Genomic DNA, 13,354 nt, shown 5'->3' with positions numbered 1-13,354 from the left:
ACCGCCCCTCGCACCAGTGCGGTTCCCCCCTTTTCCGGGCGGAAGGTAGCGCGACATCACGTGGGCACGACGCCCTTCAATCCACCGTCACCGTGTAGCGGCCGCGGTGGCGGAAAAAGAAATCAAGTTCCAACAGCCGGGACAGCGGGATCTCCTGATCCGAGCGACACTCCAGCCCCAGCTCGCCATTCCAACCGCCGTGAATCTCGCAGACGGTTCCCGGCGGAAGATGGGCCCGCAGGTAGGCGACCATCCGCTCGTGGTTCGGCTGCGCGTCCACATCCTCGGTGTCATCGTCCGGCCGCCACTCTTCCCACGGCCATGAGCCGCCTTGGTAGGAGGCATTCCGGAACCCGCAGCCGCAGCACTTGTCCGATCCGAGTTCCACCACGTGCGGCAGCGTGAAGTGCACCAGTGCCTCGCGACCCCACTCCCGCACCGGCGCGACGTTGAACGCCGGCGCGTTTTCATCCCACGACACCAAAGGCAGTGGCACCGGTGAAGCAAGATGGAGGACGAAGCACATCGGCATTCATGCTTAGCGGGTGCGGGGAGTTGAGTCGACCTTTCACCTCGATTCCCCCTTGGGGAACGGATATCAATCGAACCTACCTCCCGATGAAAACGGTCCACGCTCGCTCCGGTCGTTCCATGCCCAGTCTTGTCACCGCCCTGGCATTCGTGGCCGCTTGCATCGTTCCCACCACGCTCGCCGCCGCTGAGCCCACCCTGCGACCGGACATCCTGGAGGAAATCGGCAAGGAGCTGGACGAGCGGGTGAGTTCGTTCGAGGTGCCGATCGAAGGCAAGGGCTGCACCCTCCGCATCCACAAGAATGGCCAGGACACCGGCTCTTTCCCTCTCGACCGCTACAATCACCTGACCGTGATCGTCATCTCCGGCAAAGGACTGCAATCCAGACCACGCCAAGTCGACGCCCCCGAAACGATCCTTCTCCGCATGCTCGCAAAGGGCCCCAACGGAGAAGCTGCCACCTTCACCGCCAGCTATGAGGTGCCAGAAGGAGCGACGGAAACGACCACCAAGTCCAGTGGGCCAAGCGTCCTCTTCGAACGCATCGATCGAAAGGGCATGGCATCCTCCGGCACTCTGAAGGTGTGGCTGGATCGGACCGTGGAGCCAGAAAAGCCGGAGCCCGCGAGGTAGCGCGAAGCTTGGCTTCGCGTGTGGGGTGAGCGAATCGGTCCGGGGCAGGTGCTTTCCTCTTCGATCCACCAGAAGCACGCCGGGCCAAGCCCAGCGCTACTTTTGCTCCATCCCGCGCCTTCCAGCCGAGGGCAGCCGATCAGACGCCTCTCTCAAAAAGGCGGTCGAACTCCTCCTGATCCCACGGATGCCCGAAGGGTCCATCAAGGGAAAGTCCCTTGCTATACCCGCGGTTTTCCGTGTGGCTGATGTAGGCCCAAGGTTCGCCTCGGAGAATGACGGCGACCGAATGGCCATCCTGGGAAAACAACAGGCCGATATCCCCGGCTGAAAATCCAGTCTGCACCGCCATGTCGCTGGCGTGTTTCCGCAATAAAACGGGCGGCCCGCCGTCTCCGTATGGTGAAACCAGTTCATCCGTGGGTGGCACCAGCGAGCAGACGATCCCATCCGCGACCGGCCTCTGTTGGCCCGGAGCCGTGAGATAAAGCCACACGGAATAACCATCTCCCTCCACCACGGCCGCGCGCCCGCTGGCTTCACTGCCCAGGGAAAGGAAAAGATCTTCCTCATCCTCGTTTCTCGAAACCTGATTGGGACTCTCCATCGTTTCGCTGATTTGAATCCCATCACCAGGCAGAGTCCAGAAGAGGATCGCGCTACCGCAACACGCCGGGCCAAGCCCAGCGCTACTTTTTCCCCGCCTCCACCCAACCCTCGTTGCTCCGGTGCCTTCCCAGCCCCACGGCATCGAACTCATCCTCACCCCACTCCGCAGCCACTCCCAGCAAGCGCAGGGCCTCGGAAACCACGCCGTATTCCTCCGTTCTCGGCTCCAGCACGCAACGGCCATCCCGATAGACCGTGGCCCCCTGCACCCCGGTCCCACCGAAATAATCCGTCTCCACGTACGCGACCGGACCGAGCGACGAAAGGACCGCCAGCACGTCCTTCAGCGCTGCGGACAGATAGGTCATCGCCGGATCGAATTCTCCCGGACGAGGAAACAACGCCTCCAGATGGTCATCGTCCAATGGCAGGAAGGCCAGTCCACCTTTCAACGCGGCTGGAGCATGCAGGGAGTTCTCCCGCGCGAAATCCCGCAGAATGGCAGGAGCGCCGATGATGCCGGAGATGTGGTGACCCATGGCCAGAGGTTGGAGAGTTCAATCGCGGTTCACAATCCAGTAGATCCCATCGTGTTGTCCGGTGGTCCCACGATTTTCGCGCCCCTTGGAGACGCGTCAGCTCTTACCATTGGCAAGTTGCAAACTTGCCCTACTTCGTCTCCAGCACCGCGGCATTCGCGCTGAGGCGGCTCACGGTCAGGGCATCGAGCCAGCCGCGGGCGGTGGCGTTGCCGTTGAGGTTCGCATCGAGGAACGCGACGATGGCCGGGAAGTACCACTGCGTGTAGATAGCGCCATCGACCGCGATGCCATTGTCGGTGAATGAACCGTGCGTGGCGCCTTGCAGGGTGAGGTGGGCTTTGTTTCCGGCGGGCATCTTCGCATACGGCTCGCGGCGGGTGGCGGGATCGGTCACCCATGGATCGGTGTCATCGGTGCCCTGCATCGTCATCACCGGGCGGGTGATCGCATTCCATGAATCGGCGGACAGCCCGACCACGCCCTCGCCCTGCGGCGACATGGCGAAGCCGCAGCGCAGCCGTGCGTCCGGATGGGTCACCACCTGGGAGTTCGCGCCCGCGCGCTGGTAGGTGGAACCCATCACCGCGAGACAGGTGAAGGCCCCGAACGAATGCCCGCCGTGAGCGAGCCGGGTGGCATCCACCCGGCCGGCGAGCAACGGGTTCGTCGGCGAGCCGAGCAGCCGGTCCAGCGCGAAACTCACATCCGCCGGGCGTTCCTCGCGGCTGAAGTTCCGGCTATCGTCGTGCTGGATCATCACCGCGATGTAGCCATGGCTGGCGAGGTAGGTGGAAAGCCAATCGAAGGCCCCGATGCTGCCGTAGATGCCGTGGGACAGCACCACGGTGGCATAGGGCACGCCCGCCTGGCCGGTGGCCGGGGCGTAGATGCGGACCGGCATCGGGTAGTTCCGCGCGGGGTCCGTCCACGTTTCATCCTGATAGGGTGCGACGCTGAAGGGCCCGGCGGTGGCCTTGTAGGCGGCATCCACGGGAAACTGCGTCACCCGCCAGAAGCGCTTCGCGCCGGACGCGGCGACGCTGGCGGTCTGGAGCTGGCCATTGCCCACCGTCACCGTGGGTTCGTAGAGCCAATCGCCCAGATTCGCGCTGGCGCTCACCCGCCACGGCCGGGCGGAGGTGCTGGGGTAGGTCAATTGGTAGCCGCCTGCCGCGGGCGTGATCGATAGGGACTGCGCAGCCGACACCCCGGCCACCAGCGGGAACAGGCAACCTAACAACTGACGGACGGGAAAGCGCATGCCGATGGAACCTCCCTACCCGGCCTTCGTTTCGCGGGGAATCTTCGTACGTAGTTCCTCCTTCAGGAAGGGTGAAAAGGACTCCGCTTTACCCCATCGAGCCGCCAGGCCTGAACCGCCTTTTGATGGAACTGCACGGGTCTGGTCGCTGAAAAGAGGATCCGGTGTTGTCCCCGCCCTCCTGAAGGAGGAACTACGTACGAAGATGGCGGCCAAGGATTGGCACTTGATCCGCGGCGTCTCCGCCCTTTCCTTTCCGCCGCCTTGAAGTCGTCCGTTTCCCATTCCGTCGGCATCGCGCTGGGGTCGAACCTCGGCCGGAAGCTGGCCCACCTCCAGATCGCCCGCGACCTGCTGAAAAACATCGCCGTGCCCGGCACCGCGATCCGCCAGGCACCGGTCTATCAAACGGAGCCGGTGCTGTGCCCGGATGGCTCACCGGATTTCTTCAACACCGTGGTCGAGATCCAGTTCTCGGGCACCCCCTTCGAGCTGCTCGACCACACCCAGGCGATCGAGTTCAAGCTCGGCCGCATCGTCGCCGCCGAGCGCAATGCCCCGCGCGTGATCGACGTGGACATCCTCTACTTCGGCGGGGAAACGCTCGATGCCGGCCTGCTGGTGCTGCCGCACCCGCGCCTCACCTCCCGCCGGTTCGTGCTCCAGCCGCTGGCGGACATCCGCCCGGAGCTGGTGCTGCCCCGCGACCAGGTTCCGATTGCCGAGCACCTCCGCCACCTCGACAGTTCCGAAGCGCCGCTCGCCCTGGTGCAGGCGCACTGGTAGGTTTTCCCTTTGTCTCCCATGACCGGCTCCGAAAAATCCTCCGCGATCCTCGCCCGCAAGGGCGGCCGCCCGATCGCCGCGATCACCGCCTACGACTACCCCACCGCCCGGCTGCTCGATGAAGGCGGCGCGGACGTCCTCCTCGTCGGCGATTCCCTCGGCATGGTGGTGCTCGGCTTTCCGGACACCACCCATGTCACGCTGGAGCACATGCTCCACCACCTCGCCGCCGTGGCCCGCGCCAAGCCCGCCGCCCTGATCGTGGGCGACCTGCCGATCCATACCTACGATACCCCGGAGCAGGCGCTCGCCACCTCCCGCGCGCTCGTCGCCGCCGGGGCGGACGCGGTGAAGCTGGAAGGCGGCGTTTCCCAGGCGGAAACCATCCGCACCCTCGTCGCCGCCGGCATCCCCGTCTGCGGCCACCTCGGCATGCTGCCGCAGAGCGTGCTGGAAGAAGGCGGCTACAAGAAAAAGGGCAAGACCCCGGCCCAGCGCGAAGCCCTCCTCGCCGATGCCCGCGCCGTCGCGGCGGCCGGAGCCTTCGCCACCGTGCTGGAATCCGTGGTCCCCGCCGTGGCCTCCGAGGTCACCGCCGCCGTCTCCATCCCCACCATCGGCATCGGCTGCGGCGAAACCACCTGCGATGGCGAGGTCACCGTGGTCAGCGACCTCGTCGGCTCCTACCCGTGGTTCGTCCCCCCCTTCGCCCGCGTCGAAGCCGACGTCGCCGGGGAAATCCGCAAGGCCACCCGCGCCTACATCGACCGGGTCCACTCCTCTTCCTCTGATCACTGATCACTCGGCACTAGGCACACCCCCATGGTCTCCCCCGAAAAACAAGCCGCCCTCGAGGCCCGGCTCGCCGCGATCGGCGTGGAGGACGATGACCTCGTGGAGAAGTTCATCCTCGGCTCCGGTTCCGGCGGCCAGAAGATCAACAAGACCTCCTCCTGCGTCTACCTGAAGCACGGCCCCACCGGCATCGAGATCAAGTGCCAGGCCCACCGCTCGCGGGAGATGAACCGCTTCCTCGCCCGCCAGGAGCTGTGCGAGCGACTGGAAACCCTCCGCCGCGACAAAGCCGCCGAGCTGCGCGACCAGATCGAGAAATACCGCCGCCAGAACCGCCAGCGCTCGCGGGGCTCGAAACGCCGCTCGGTGGCGGACAAGCGCAAGCTCTCCCAGAAAAAGTCCATGCGCCGCTCTCCCGGCCGGGACGATTGAAGGGCATTTGATCGATACCCGCTGGTATCTTATTGGCCTTTTACTGGCGAATATCGACCAGAATAGCGCGAATCCGATATCGGATCATTATCCACAAAAGGCTATCCAATTAACCCATCCCTGTACGCGGTATTACCCATATCCCAAAAATGAGCCGGACTCATGAAAGAATCCCCCATGACTCACGGCCATTCATAGCATCGAAACAAGTTGACAAATTTCAGGTTTCCGTGATTCCCTGAGTCCGATTTTCGCCCCCACCTCCCTTGAAAACTCAAGGGATTCTCCCCGCCCCTCCCCCCGTCTGATCCTCCCCAGGGGCACCCCCATTCCACTATCTTTCCCCGAACATTAGGCCCGGCACCCTCTAACTGTTAGAAGGTGGCCCCACCGGGCCGCCCGATATGGACACGTTCCATATCCCTTCCCCCATATAGTGACCGGCCCCCGCCGGTTTCCTCCCCCGCCTTTGCCCCCAAAGGCCGATCCCCCGTACCCCCCACAGAAAACGATGAAAGCGCGTGCCCTTGCGGCCCTCGTCCTGACCAGCCTGTCCGCGTCCGCCGCCACCTCGGTGACGAACTCCCGGGCAGTGTCCACCACGGTCAACACCACCACCAGCACCACCAACCCGAACACGGTCACCACCGGCAGCGTGACGGCCACCGCCTCCGCGGGCGGCCTGACCCTCACCAATCCCGGGCTGAACCTGAACAGTTTGGAGTATGCCGGTTCCGGTGCGACCTTCGCCTCGCTGACGGCGGCCAAGACCTCCTCCGGCGGCGACACCACCACCTTCTCGGGCAATGCCACCTACACCGTGGCCTTCACGCTCGGCGCGGCGGAGAGTGCACAGGTCGTCTTCGACCTGAGCTACATCTTGAACACCCAGGAAAACGCCTCCGTCACCTGGAGCGTCACCGGCCCGCAGTCCGTCTCCGCCATTTCCGGCACGATCACCACCGGCACCGGTTCGACCCAGTCGATCACCCAGCAGACGGCCACGATCTCCACCCCCGGCACCTACACCTTCACCCTCACCGGCGCGATCTCCAACAACGGGACGATCACCAACGGCAACAACTCGTCGCTGTCCAGCCTCCAGCTCACCAACATCGACCTGAAGGTGATCAGCAGCGTTCCCGAGCCGTCCTCGGCGCTGCTGCTGGGCCTCGGCTCGCTGGCGCTGCTGCGCCGCCGCCGCTGAGCGGAACTTGCAACGCCTGTTTTCAAAAAGAGCCGGGGAGACTTCTCTCCGGCTCTTCTTGCGTCCGGGACCGGAATGGAGGATTCTCTTCCCATGCGCCAATACCATGAACTGCTCCGGGATGTCTTGGAAAACGGCGAATCCCGTTCCGACCGCACGGGCACCGGCACACTTTCCATCTTCGGCCACCAAAAGCGCTTCGACCTCCGCAAGGGCTTTCCCTGTGTGACCACCAAGAAGCTCCACCTGCGCTCCATCATCCACGAGCTGCTGTGGTTCCTGAAAGGCGACACCAACATCGCCTATCTGAAGGACAACGGCGTGACCATCTGGGACGAGTGGGCGGATGAGAACGGCGATCTCGGCCCGGTCTACGGCCAACAATGGCGCGCTTGGGAAGCCGGCGACGGCCGCACCATCGACCAAATCCACCTGCTCATCGACGGCCTGGTCGGCAACCCGCATTCCCGCCGCCACATCGTCTCGGCCTGGAACGTGGGCCAGATCCACCGCATGGCGCTGCCGCCCTGCCACCTGCTGTTCCAATTCTACGTCCACGCCGCCGAGGAAGGCGGGAAGCCGGGCCTGTCCTGCCAGCTCTACCAGCGCAGCGCGGACCTGTTCCTGGGCGTGCCCTTCAACATCGCCTCCTACGCCCTGCTCACGATGATGATCGCGCAGGTCTGCGGTTACGAGGCGCGCGATTTCGTCCACACCTTCGGCGATCTCCACCTCTACAGCAACCACCTGGAGCAGGCGAAGGAACAGCTCGGCCGCGAACCGCGACCGCTGCCGACGATGTGGATCAACCCGGCGGTGACGGACATCGACCACTTCACCTACGACGATTTCCGGCTGGAGAACTACGATCCGCACCCCGCGATCAAGGCCCCCATCGCCGTCTGAGCATGTTCCGCTTCGAACACCGCCGCCAGCGGCCGATCCCGCGCGAGCGCTTCCTGAAGCGCATGCTGCGCTCGATCGCGTTCGCCCTCGGGCTGGTGGCCGTGGCCCTGTTCGTGGGCATGCTGGGCTACCACCTGCTGGAGGGCTTGGCGTGGACGGACTCGTTCCTCAATGCCTCGATGATCCTCGGCGGCATGGGCCCGGTGGACCCGATGAAGACGGAGGCCGGGAAGATCTTCGCCGGCTGCTACGCGCTGTTTTCCGGCCTTGCCTTCATCGGGCTGGCCGGTCTGCTGTTCCTGCCCGTGGCGCACCGGCTGCTGCACAAGTTCCACTACGAAGACGACGAGAAATCCTCCTGATGACCCGCCCCCGACTCACCGCCGTCGTCGCCATGACGCCCGAGCGCATCATTGGCCGCGCCGGCACCCTGCCCTGGCACCTGCCCGAGGACCTCGCCTTCTTCAAGCGCACCACCAGCGGCCATCCGATCGTGATGGGCCGCAAGACCTATGAATCGATCGGCCGCCCGCTGCCGAAGCGCCGGAACATCGTGCTCACCCGCGACCGCGGCTGGAGCGCCCCCGGCGTGGAAGTGATCCACGCGCCGGACGAACTGCTGGCGCTGGATGGCCTCGGCGAACAGGTCTTCATCATCGGCGGCGCGGAAATCTACGCCGCCTTCATGGACCTCACCGATGAGCTGCTGGTCTCCCACGTGTTCGAGGCCCATGCGGGTGACACCCGCTTTCCCGATTTTGCGGATGTGTTTCCACGCAGCGAGGTGGTGGAGACGCACGAGGCCTTCGAGGTGAAACGGCACGGACGTTGAGCCCGATGTCCGATCCCTATGCCCCGCCGCTGGTGGAAGAAGTCTCCGCTCCGGTGGAGGTTTCCGGTGACCTGCCCCATCCCGATGCCCCGGTCGGCGTGGGCGGGTGGTTGAGGCTCTACTGCATCGTCCTCACCGTTCTCGGACCGCTGCTGTGGACCTGGCAACTGAAGGTCTATGGCCAGCTAATCGTCGCCAATCGAGGCCAATATCCCCGTTTCAGTCTCCTCCTGACCCTCGAAATCGCGATATGGGGACTCCTCATGGTTTTCGGAGTGGTCGTGGGACTGTGGCTGTGGGCTCGGAGAAAAGGCGCGTTGGCGGCCGTCCGCGCCTTCATGCTCAGCCGGCTACTCGGCGTCTTCAGCCTCCTGTTTGTCAGCGCCGCATTCGGCTTGATGCCAGACACACGCCATTTCGGAAATCTCGGCATCGTCTTGATCCGCGAAGCCCTCTACTTCGTCATCTGGTGGTTCTACTTCAAGAAATCCAAGCGGGTGGCGAACACGTATCAACCGGTGCCCTCCGCCTGAAACCCACTCCCCATGCAAATCCACGTCCAACTCGATGGTGCCCCATCCGGCCCGCACAATCGCGATGAAATCGAAGCCCTGCTGGTCTCCGGCCGCGTGACCGGAGAAACCCTGGCGTGGACGCAGGGCATGGCCACCTGGCAGCCGCTCGACACCCTGCTCCCGGTGTCCCCCTCCACGCCGGAAGCGGCCTCCGCCGCGCCGCTCAATCCCTACGCCCCCCCGGTCCATGCCGGCAGCCTCCCGCAGGCCGAATACCGCACGGGTCCCACCGGCATCGGCGGCTGGCTGCTGTTCTACTGCGTCTCGCTGACCATCCTCACCCCGCTGATGGTGCTCAAAGGACTGGCCGATTCGCTCGCCACCCTCACCTCCGACACCCCACCTGCGCTCCGGGCCGGAATCCTGATTGAGAGTGCCGGTTTCCTGGCGCTCGTGATCGCCGGAATCGTGGTCGGAGTCATGCTCTGGACCCGGAAACCACGGGCCGTGCGGATCGTCCGGAAATTCCTGGTGTTCCGCGTGGTCGCCACCCTGGCGCTGGAGGCCACGACGATCCTGATCATGTGTTCCAGCTTGGCGCCGGAAGTCGCTACCACGGTGACCATCGCGGGAGGAACCATGGTGTTCCGCGAGCTGATCCACTTCGCGATCTGGTTCTCCTACTTCAAGAAATCCAGGCGGGTGGCAAACACCTTTCCAGAGGAAGCCGTGTAGTCGAAAGCTCCGCTTTCGAATCGTCTCCGCCAGCTCCAGTTGGCGGGGGGCGGGGAGGCCTGACGACCTCCTCCCCCACAGAGGGAAAGCTGGAGCTTCCCCCTACATTCTGAAAGCGGAGCTTTCAGCTACGTTGACCGCTACTTCGGGATCGTCAGCGATTTGCCCGGCTGGATCGTCGTGCCGCTGATGCCGTTGGCCTTTTTCAGGGCCGCCACGCTGGTCTTGTTCTTCGCGGCGATGGAGGACAGCGAGTCGCCCTTCTTCACCGTGTAGCGGCTGGAAGCGGTCTTCGACTTGGTGGTCGTGGTGCCGGTCTTGGACTTGGTGGAGGCCGTGCTGCCCTTCGAGGTGGTCGTGCCGGTTTTCGACTTCGTGGAAGCGGTGCTGCCCTTGGTGGTCGTGCCGGTCTTCGACTTGGTGGAGGCGGTGCTGCCCTTCGAGGTGCTCGTACCGGTCTTCGACTTCGTCGTGGAAGCGGTGGAGCCCTTGGTGGTGGTCTTCGACTTGGCCGCCAGCGCTTCACGCTCGCGGACCTTGGATCGGCTGGAAACCTCCACTTCGGAGCGGCTCGGCTTCGAGGACGGCTTGTAGCTGCCCAGCGTCGGCGAACCGCCGGGAGCGAGCGGCACCGCGCTGTCCGGCGGCTGCTCGTTGGCGGCCACCAGCGGGGTATCGGCATCGGGTGCCGGCTGGTTGGCGGGCTTCGACTTGCCCCACATCGAGGGCTTGTCGGCCCAAGCCTCGACGTAATTGCCGCGGCTGTCGAACGGGCCCGTGGTCTTGCCCGGGACGGGATTGGAGCCCGGACCGTTTTTGCAGCTCGGGAGGAGGGCGGGGAGAATCAGCAGGGAAAGGAGAGCGACCTGACGCGGGAAACGCATGCGCGATTTACGGTCAATCCCCCGCCGTTGGCAAAGCCAGATTGGGGGGCCGATCCGATTTCCCTAGGAAAACCGATGGAAATTCGCCTTGCCTTGGCGGCTCCGGACTGGCAACCACTGGGCCGTCACCGCAAGGGGGCATTAGCTCAGTTGGTAGAGCGCTTCGTTCGCAATGAAGAGGTCAGGAGTTCGAATCTCCTATGCTCCACCATCCTCCAGGATGGTATTTCCGTGCATCAGGCTGCTGTAGAGGAGATTTCGAATCTCCGCTCGTTCTGCATCCACTCCGCCAGCGCCCACGGGTGTCCGCCGAAATCCGAAAAACGGTGCATTTTGGGCAACTGTTCGGGGCACCCATAACATCCCGGGCCTGCGATTTCCCATCGCAATGGACGAAAACGTCGCTGCCCGCCGGGAGCCAGGCGGCGGGAATGCTGCGGATGTCAACGGTGGTGGTATTGGATCAAAGCGACTGGGTGAAATGCCCCGGTCCCGCGAGGCTCTTTCCGCGCCAGACCGCGGTGGTCCCGGCCGGCACGCCCAGCGTCATGCGGCTCCCTGCCACGGAGATCCGGATCTCGCCCTGCGGGGTCGGCACGGTGGCGCAGGCCCATTTCAAGGAGCCCAGCCGTGGCTCCACGGAGAAGCGCTGCCAGCCATCGGCCACCGGTCGGAGCCCGAAAATCTCCGCCGGGAGGAAAGCCGCCGGGCCCGCGCTCCACGCGTGGCAGAGGCTCTTGGCATAGGGCCGTTTGTAGAAGGAGTAGGCATCGTCGCCGCGCTGGTTCGGGTCCCATGCTTCCCAGAAGGTGGTCGCGCCGCGGTCGAGCATCCCGCCCCAGCAGGCATCGACGCGTTTGAAGAACGTCGCGGTATCGCCGAGCCGCGCGATCGCCATGTTTTCAAATCCGGCGACATAGGGCGTGCCGACGGGCTTGGCCTGATCGCCCGCGAGCACCGCCAGCACCTGTCGCTGTTGCGCGGGCGTGGAGAGCCCCGACATCGTGGCATAGGCGTTCGCGTGCCTAGAGGGACCGGACTTCCCATCAGGGCGTTCGCGCCAGCCGCCGTTGGGATCCCATGCCTGTTGGTTCAGCACCTTGGCCAAGGCATCGGCGCGCTGCCGCCACCGGGCCGCGGCCTTCGTGTCACCGACGCGCTCCGCCAGCTTGGCCCCGGAAGCCTGGGCCCACCACCAGACGATTTGCAGGGCCGTCTGTTTTTCCTGCGAGACCCAGTCGACGAAGATCCAATCCCCCTTCTTCACAACGTAGAAGCCATTGGCATCGCTGCCCGCGGCGAGCCGTTCCAAGGTGTCCTGGATGAGCGGCCACTCGTGGCGCAGGTGATCGGCATCGCCATAGTAGCTCTGGTAGTAATCCTGCGCGACCACCCACCACATCGAGTAATCGACGATGCCATTCAGGTGGGTCTTGCCGATGCCTGCGCTGCCGAGCGCCACCAGGCTGCGGCGGACGATTTCGCCATCACCGAAGGTGTAGGCGTTTGCCATCAGGCTCATCGAAAGATCGCCGACCCATGGCAGGCGGTCGCGCTTCACGCCATCGAGCAGGAAATCCAGATGGCACAGGCGCAGCGTGTAGGCGCTGTTCATCCAGATGCGCGTCAGCCGTTCGTCCGAGCACGCGAAGGCCCCGCGGTAGCGCACCGGACTGAAGAGGGCATGGCATTTCACCTCCGACACCTCGCCTCCCGTGACACGGAAATAGCGGAAGGCCAGCGGGTGTTCGCTGATCCAGGAGCCATTACCCAGGTCCCTGAGCGCGGTGGATTGCTCGAAGTGCCGCGGATCTCCATTGCGGGCTTCCGCGGTCGATTCGCCCACGATCAACGAAGGCTTCCCCTTGCATGCGAACGCGATCCGCCCGAACACCACGCGCCCCATGTCGTGGAGCTCGCCGTCCCGCCCCGCGGGAGCCAGCACGATTTCGCCGGGCTCCACGCGGTGGGGCGGCACACCTCCCGCGGTCTGGGGAAAGGTCCGGGGATCGGAAAACTCCTTTCCATCGGCGGACCAGCGCCACGCGGCCTTTCCAGTCGCCAACGGGACGTCCTCGATCCACAGCGCCGGAGGCTCGCCGCCGGTGACGAGCGCGATTTCCAGATCGCCACCCGGTTTCAGGTCACCGGGCAGCGTGATGCGATGGATGGCCTCGGTGGCGGCTGCCCGGTAAACCTCGCGCCCGTCCCAGGTGACCGTCACCTCTCCGACGGCACGCAGCTGAATGACCCCGGGCGGCTTCACGCCACCGACGGGCAACCGGAACACGGCCCGCGGCGATGCGGAATGGAACGTGCCCGGGTAGCCCACTTTCAGTCCCGCCTGCTGCGACCTCTGCCGCAGGACCTGGAGCCGCCAGCATTCCAACTCCGACGCGCCATACAGCCAGGGAGCCGAGCCTTCCCGCGTCTCCAGCGAGGGCTTCACCGCCAGCGCGTCATACGCCGGATCGATGATCGCAAACCGCGATTTCGCGTGCGCCTCCGATTGCGCGAACGACTGCCACGACAACGCCATCGCCGTCACACCGAACCACACACGCGAAACGATTCTCTTCATCTTACGACCCCATAGACTGACGCCGGCATCCCGCCAGACAACCGGACCGACAATCTACCTTGGTAGATCCGCGCGAACCGAGATCCGCGCGAACCGCTGTCT

16 protein-coding genes and 1 tRNA gene are annotated in these 13,354 nt (G+C 64.7%); 11 read left to right on the top strand and 6 right to left on the bottom strand.

From position 1 onward, the window contains the following. Nucleotides 1-76: 76 nt before the first annotated feature. Nucleotides 77-496, bottom strand: coding sequence for a hypothetical protein (locus tag llg_RS12710; protein WP_338285042.1), 420 nt, complete (start codon nt 494-496; stop codon nt 77-79). A 155-nt stretch (nt 497-651) separates the two neighbouring features. Between llg_RS12710 and llg_RS12705 the strand changes: the two genes are divergently transcribed. Beyond that, nucleotides 652-1,167, top strand: coding sequence for a hypothetical protein (locus tag llg_RS12705; RefSeq protein WP_338285041.1), 516 nt, complete (start codon nt 652-654; stop codon nt 1,165-1,167). A gap of 139 nt (nt 1,168-1,306) precedes the next feature. On the opposite strand, the gene llg_RS12700 is transcribed toward llg_RS12705, so the two are convergent. The 3 genes from llg_RS12700 to llg_RS12690 all read right to left on the bottom strand — a co-directional run bounded on the left by llg_RS12700 (nt 1,307) and on the right by llg_RS12690 (nt 3,579). After that, nucleotides 1,307-1,519, bottom strand: a complete 213-nt coding sequence (locus llg_RS12700; RefSeq protein WP_338285040.1) for a hypothetical protein — start codon at nt 1,517-1,519, stop codon at nt 1,307-1,309. A gap of 337 nt (nt 1,520-1,856) precedes the next feature. Further along, nucleotides 1,857-2,315 (bottom strand): hypothetical protein, encoded by a 459-nt coding sequence (locus llg_RS12695; RefSeq protein ID WP_338285039.1) that lies wholly within the window; start codon nt 2,313-2,315, stop codon nt 1,857-1,859. Nucleotides 2,316-2,445: 130 nt separating this feature from the next. Then, nucleotides 2,446-3,579, bottom strand: coding sequence for a hypothetical protein (locus llg_RS12690; protein WP_338285038.1), 1,134 nt, complete (start codon nt 3,577-3,579; stop codon nt 2,446-2,448). Between the two features lie 264 nt (nt 3,580-3,843). Between llg_RS12690 and folK the strand changes: the two genes are divergently transcribed. The 9 genes from folK (at nt 3,844) to llg_RS12645 (ending at nt 9,787) form a co-directional block, all read left to right on the top strand. Further along, nucleotides 3,844-4,365 carry a 2-amino-4-hydroxy-6-hydroxymethyldihydropteridine diphosphokinase gene (folK, locus tag llg_RS12685; protein ID WP_338285037.1) on the top strand — a complete coding sequence of 174 codons (522 nt, stop codon included), beginning with the start codon at nt 3,844-3,846 and terminating at the stop codon, nt 4,363-4,365. Between the two features lie 18 nt (nt 4,366-4,383). Then, nucleotides 4,384-5,163, top strand: coding sequence for a 3-methyl-2-oxobutanoate hydroxymethyltransferase (gene panB, locus llg_RS12680; RefSeq protein ID WP_338285036.1), 780 nt, complete (start codon nt 4,384-4,386; stop codon nt 5,161-5,163). A 24-nt stretch (nt 5,164-5,187) separates the two neighbouring features. Further along, the gene (locus llg_RS12675) at nt 5,188-5,592 is read left to right on the top strand and encodes a peptide chain release factor-like protein (protein ID WP_338285035.1); all 405 of its coding nucleotides are present in this window, start codon (nt 5,188-5,190) and stop codon (nt 5,590-5,592) included. Between the two features lie 511 nt (nt 5,593-6,103). Continuing rightward, nucleotides 6,104-6,799, top strand: coding sequence for a PEP-CTERM sorting domain-containing protein (locus tag llg_RS12670; protein ID WP_338285034.1), 696 nt, complete (start codon nt 6,104-6,106; stop codon nt 6,797-6,799). A 93-nt stretch (nt 6,800-6,892) separates the two neighbouring features. Continuing rightward, nucleotides 6,893-7,705, top strand: a complete 813-nt coding sequence (locus tag llg_RS12665) for a thymidylate synthase (protein WP_338285033.1) — start codon at nt 6,893-6,895, stop codon at nt 7,703-7,705. Nucleotides 7,706-7,707: 2 nt separating this feature from the next. Beyond that, complete coding sequence (locus tag llg_RS12660) at nt 7,708-8,067, top strand: hypothetical protein (RefSeq protein WP_338285032.1); 360 nt, start codon at nt 7,708-7,710, stop codon at nt 8,065-8,067. Continuing rightward, complete coding sequence (locus tag llg_RS12655; protein WP_338285031.1) at nt 8,067-8,537, top strand: dihydrofolate reductase; 471 nt, start codon at nt 8,067-8,069, stop codon at nt 8,535-8,537. Before llg_RS12660 ends, llg_RS12655 begins: the two co-directional genes overlap by 1 nt. 5 nt (nt 8,538-8,542) lie before the next feature. Then, nucleotides 8,543-9,070, top strand: a complete 528-nt coding sequence (locus llg_RS12650; RefSeq protein ID WP_338285030.1) for a DUF2569 family protein — start codon at nt 8,543-8,545, stop codon at nt 9,068-9,070. A 12-nt stretch (nt 9,071-9,082) separates the two neighbouring features. After that, nucleotides 9,083-9,787 carry a DUF2569 family protein gene (locus tag llg_RS12645; RefSeq protein WP_338285029.1) on the top strand — a complete coding sequence of 235 codons (705 nt, stop codon included), beginning with the start codon at nt 9,083-9,085 and terminating at the stop codon, nt 9,785-9,787. Between the two features lie 140 nt (nt 9,788-9,927). Here the strand turns inward: llg_RS12645 and llg_RS12640 are convergent, their stop codons facing one another. After that, complete coding sequence (locus tag llg_RS12640; RefSeq protein ID WP_338285028.1) at nt 9,928-10,671, bottom strand: LysM peptidoglycan-binding domain-containing protein; 744 nt, start codon at nt 10,669-10,671, stop codon at nt 9,928-9,930. A 135-nt stretch (nt 10,672-10,806) separates the two neighbouring features. On the opposite strand from llg_RS12640, the gene llg_RS12635 reads away from it, so the two are divergent. Then, a tRNA-Ala gene (locus llg_RS12635) sits at nt 10,807-10,882 on the top strand. A gap of 252 nt (nt 10,883-11,134) precedes the next feature. Here llg_RS12635 and llg_RS12630 read toward each other — a convergent pair. Beyond that, nucleotides 11,135-13,252, bottom strand: coding sequence for an alpha-L-rhamnosidase C-terminal domain-containing protein (locus llg_RS12630; RefSeq protein ID WP_338285027.1), 2,118 nt, complete (start codon nt 13,250-13,252; stop codon nt 11,135-11,137). Between the last annotated feature and the right edge of the window lie 102 nt (nt 13,253-13,354).

The organism is Luteolibacter sp. LG18 (genome assembly GCF_036322585.1).
In the GTDB taxonomy this organism is placed as follows: Bacteria; Verrucomicrobiota; Verrucomicrobiia; order Verrucomicrobiales; family Akkermansiaceae; genus Luteolibacter.
Note: the sequence above shows the minus strand (reverse complement) of the source record. Positions and strands in the feature narration are given on the sequence as shown.

Bases quoted from the DNA above. Each gene is read 5' to 3' on its own strand.
- llg_RS12705 (WP_338285041.1), top strand. From the start codon at position 652: ATGCCCAGTCTTGTCACCGCCCTGGCATTCGTGGCCGCTTGCATCGTT.
- llg_RS12700 (WP_338285040.1), bottom strand. From the start codon at position 1,519: ATGGCGGTGCAGACTGGATTTTCAGCCGGGGATATCGGCCTGTTGTTT.
- llg_RS12695 (WP_338285039.1), bottom strand. From the start codon at position 2,315: ATGGGTCACCACATCTCCGGCATCATCGGCGCTCCTGCCATTCTGCGG.
- llg_RS12690 (WP_338285038.1), bottom strand. From the start codon at position 3,579: ATGCGCTTTCCCGTCCGTCAGTTGTTAGGTTGCCTGTTCCCGCTGGTG.
- panB (WP_338285036.1), top strand. From the start codon at position 4,384: ATGACCGGCTCCGAAAAATCCTCCGCGATCCTCGCCCGCAAGGGCGGC.
- llg_RS12675 (WP_338285035.1), top strand. From the start codon at position 5,188: ATGGTCTCCCCCGAAAAACAAGCCGCCCTCGAGGCCCGGCTCGCCGCG.
- llg_RS12670 (WP_338285034.1), top strand. From the start codon at position 6,104: ATGAAAGCGCGTGCCCTTGCGGCCCTCGTCCTGACCAGCCTGTCCGCG.
- llg_RS12665 (WP_338285033.1), top strand. From the start codon at position 6,893: ATGCGCCAATACCATGAACTGCTCCGGGATGTCTTGGAAAACGGCGAA.
- llg_RS12660 (WP_338285032.1), top strand. From the start codon at position 7,708: ATGTTCCGCTTCGAACACCGCCGCCAGCGGCCGATCCCGCGCGAGCGC.
- llg_RS12655 (WP_338285031.1), top strand. From the start codon at position 8,067: ATGACCCGCCCCCGACTCACCGCCGTCGTCGCCATGACGCCCGAGCGC.
- llg_RS12650 (WP_338285030.1), top strand. From the start codon at position 8,543: ATGTCCGATCCCTATGCCCCGCCGCTGGTGGAAGAAGTCTCCGCTCCG.
- llg_RS12645 (WP_338285029.1), top strand. From the start codon at position 9,083: ATGCAAATCCACGTCCAACTCGATGGTGCCCCATCCGGCCCGCACAAT.
- llg_RS12640 (WP_338285028.1), bottom strand. From the start codon at position 10,671: ATGCGTTTCCCGCGTCAGGTCGCTCTCCTTTCCCTGCTGATTCTCCCC.
- llg_RS12630 (WP_338285027.1), bottom strand. From the start codon at position 13,252: ATGAAGAGAATCGTTTCGCGTGTGTGGTTCGGTGTGACGGCGATGGCG.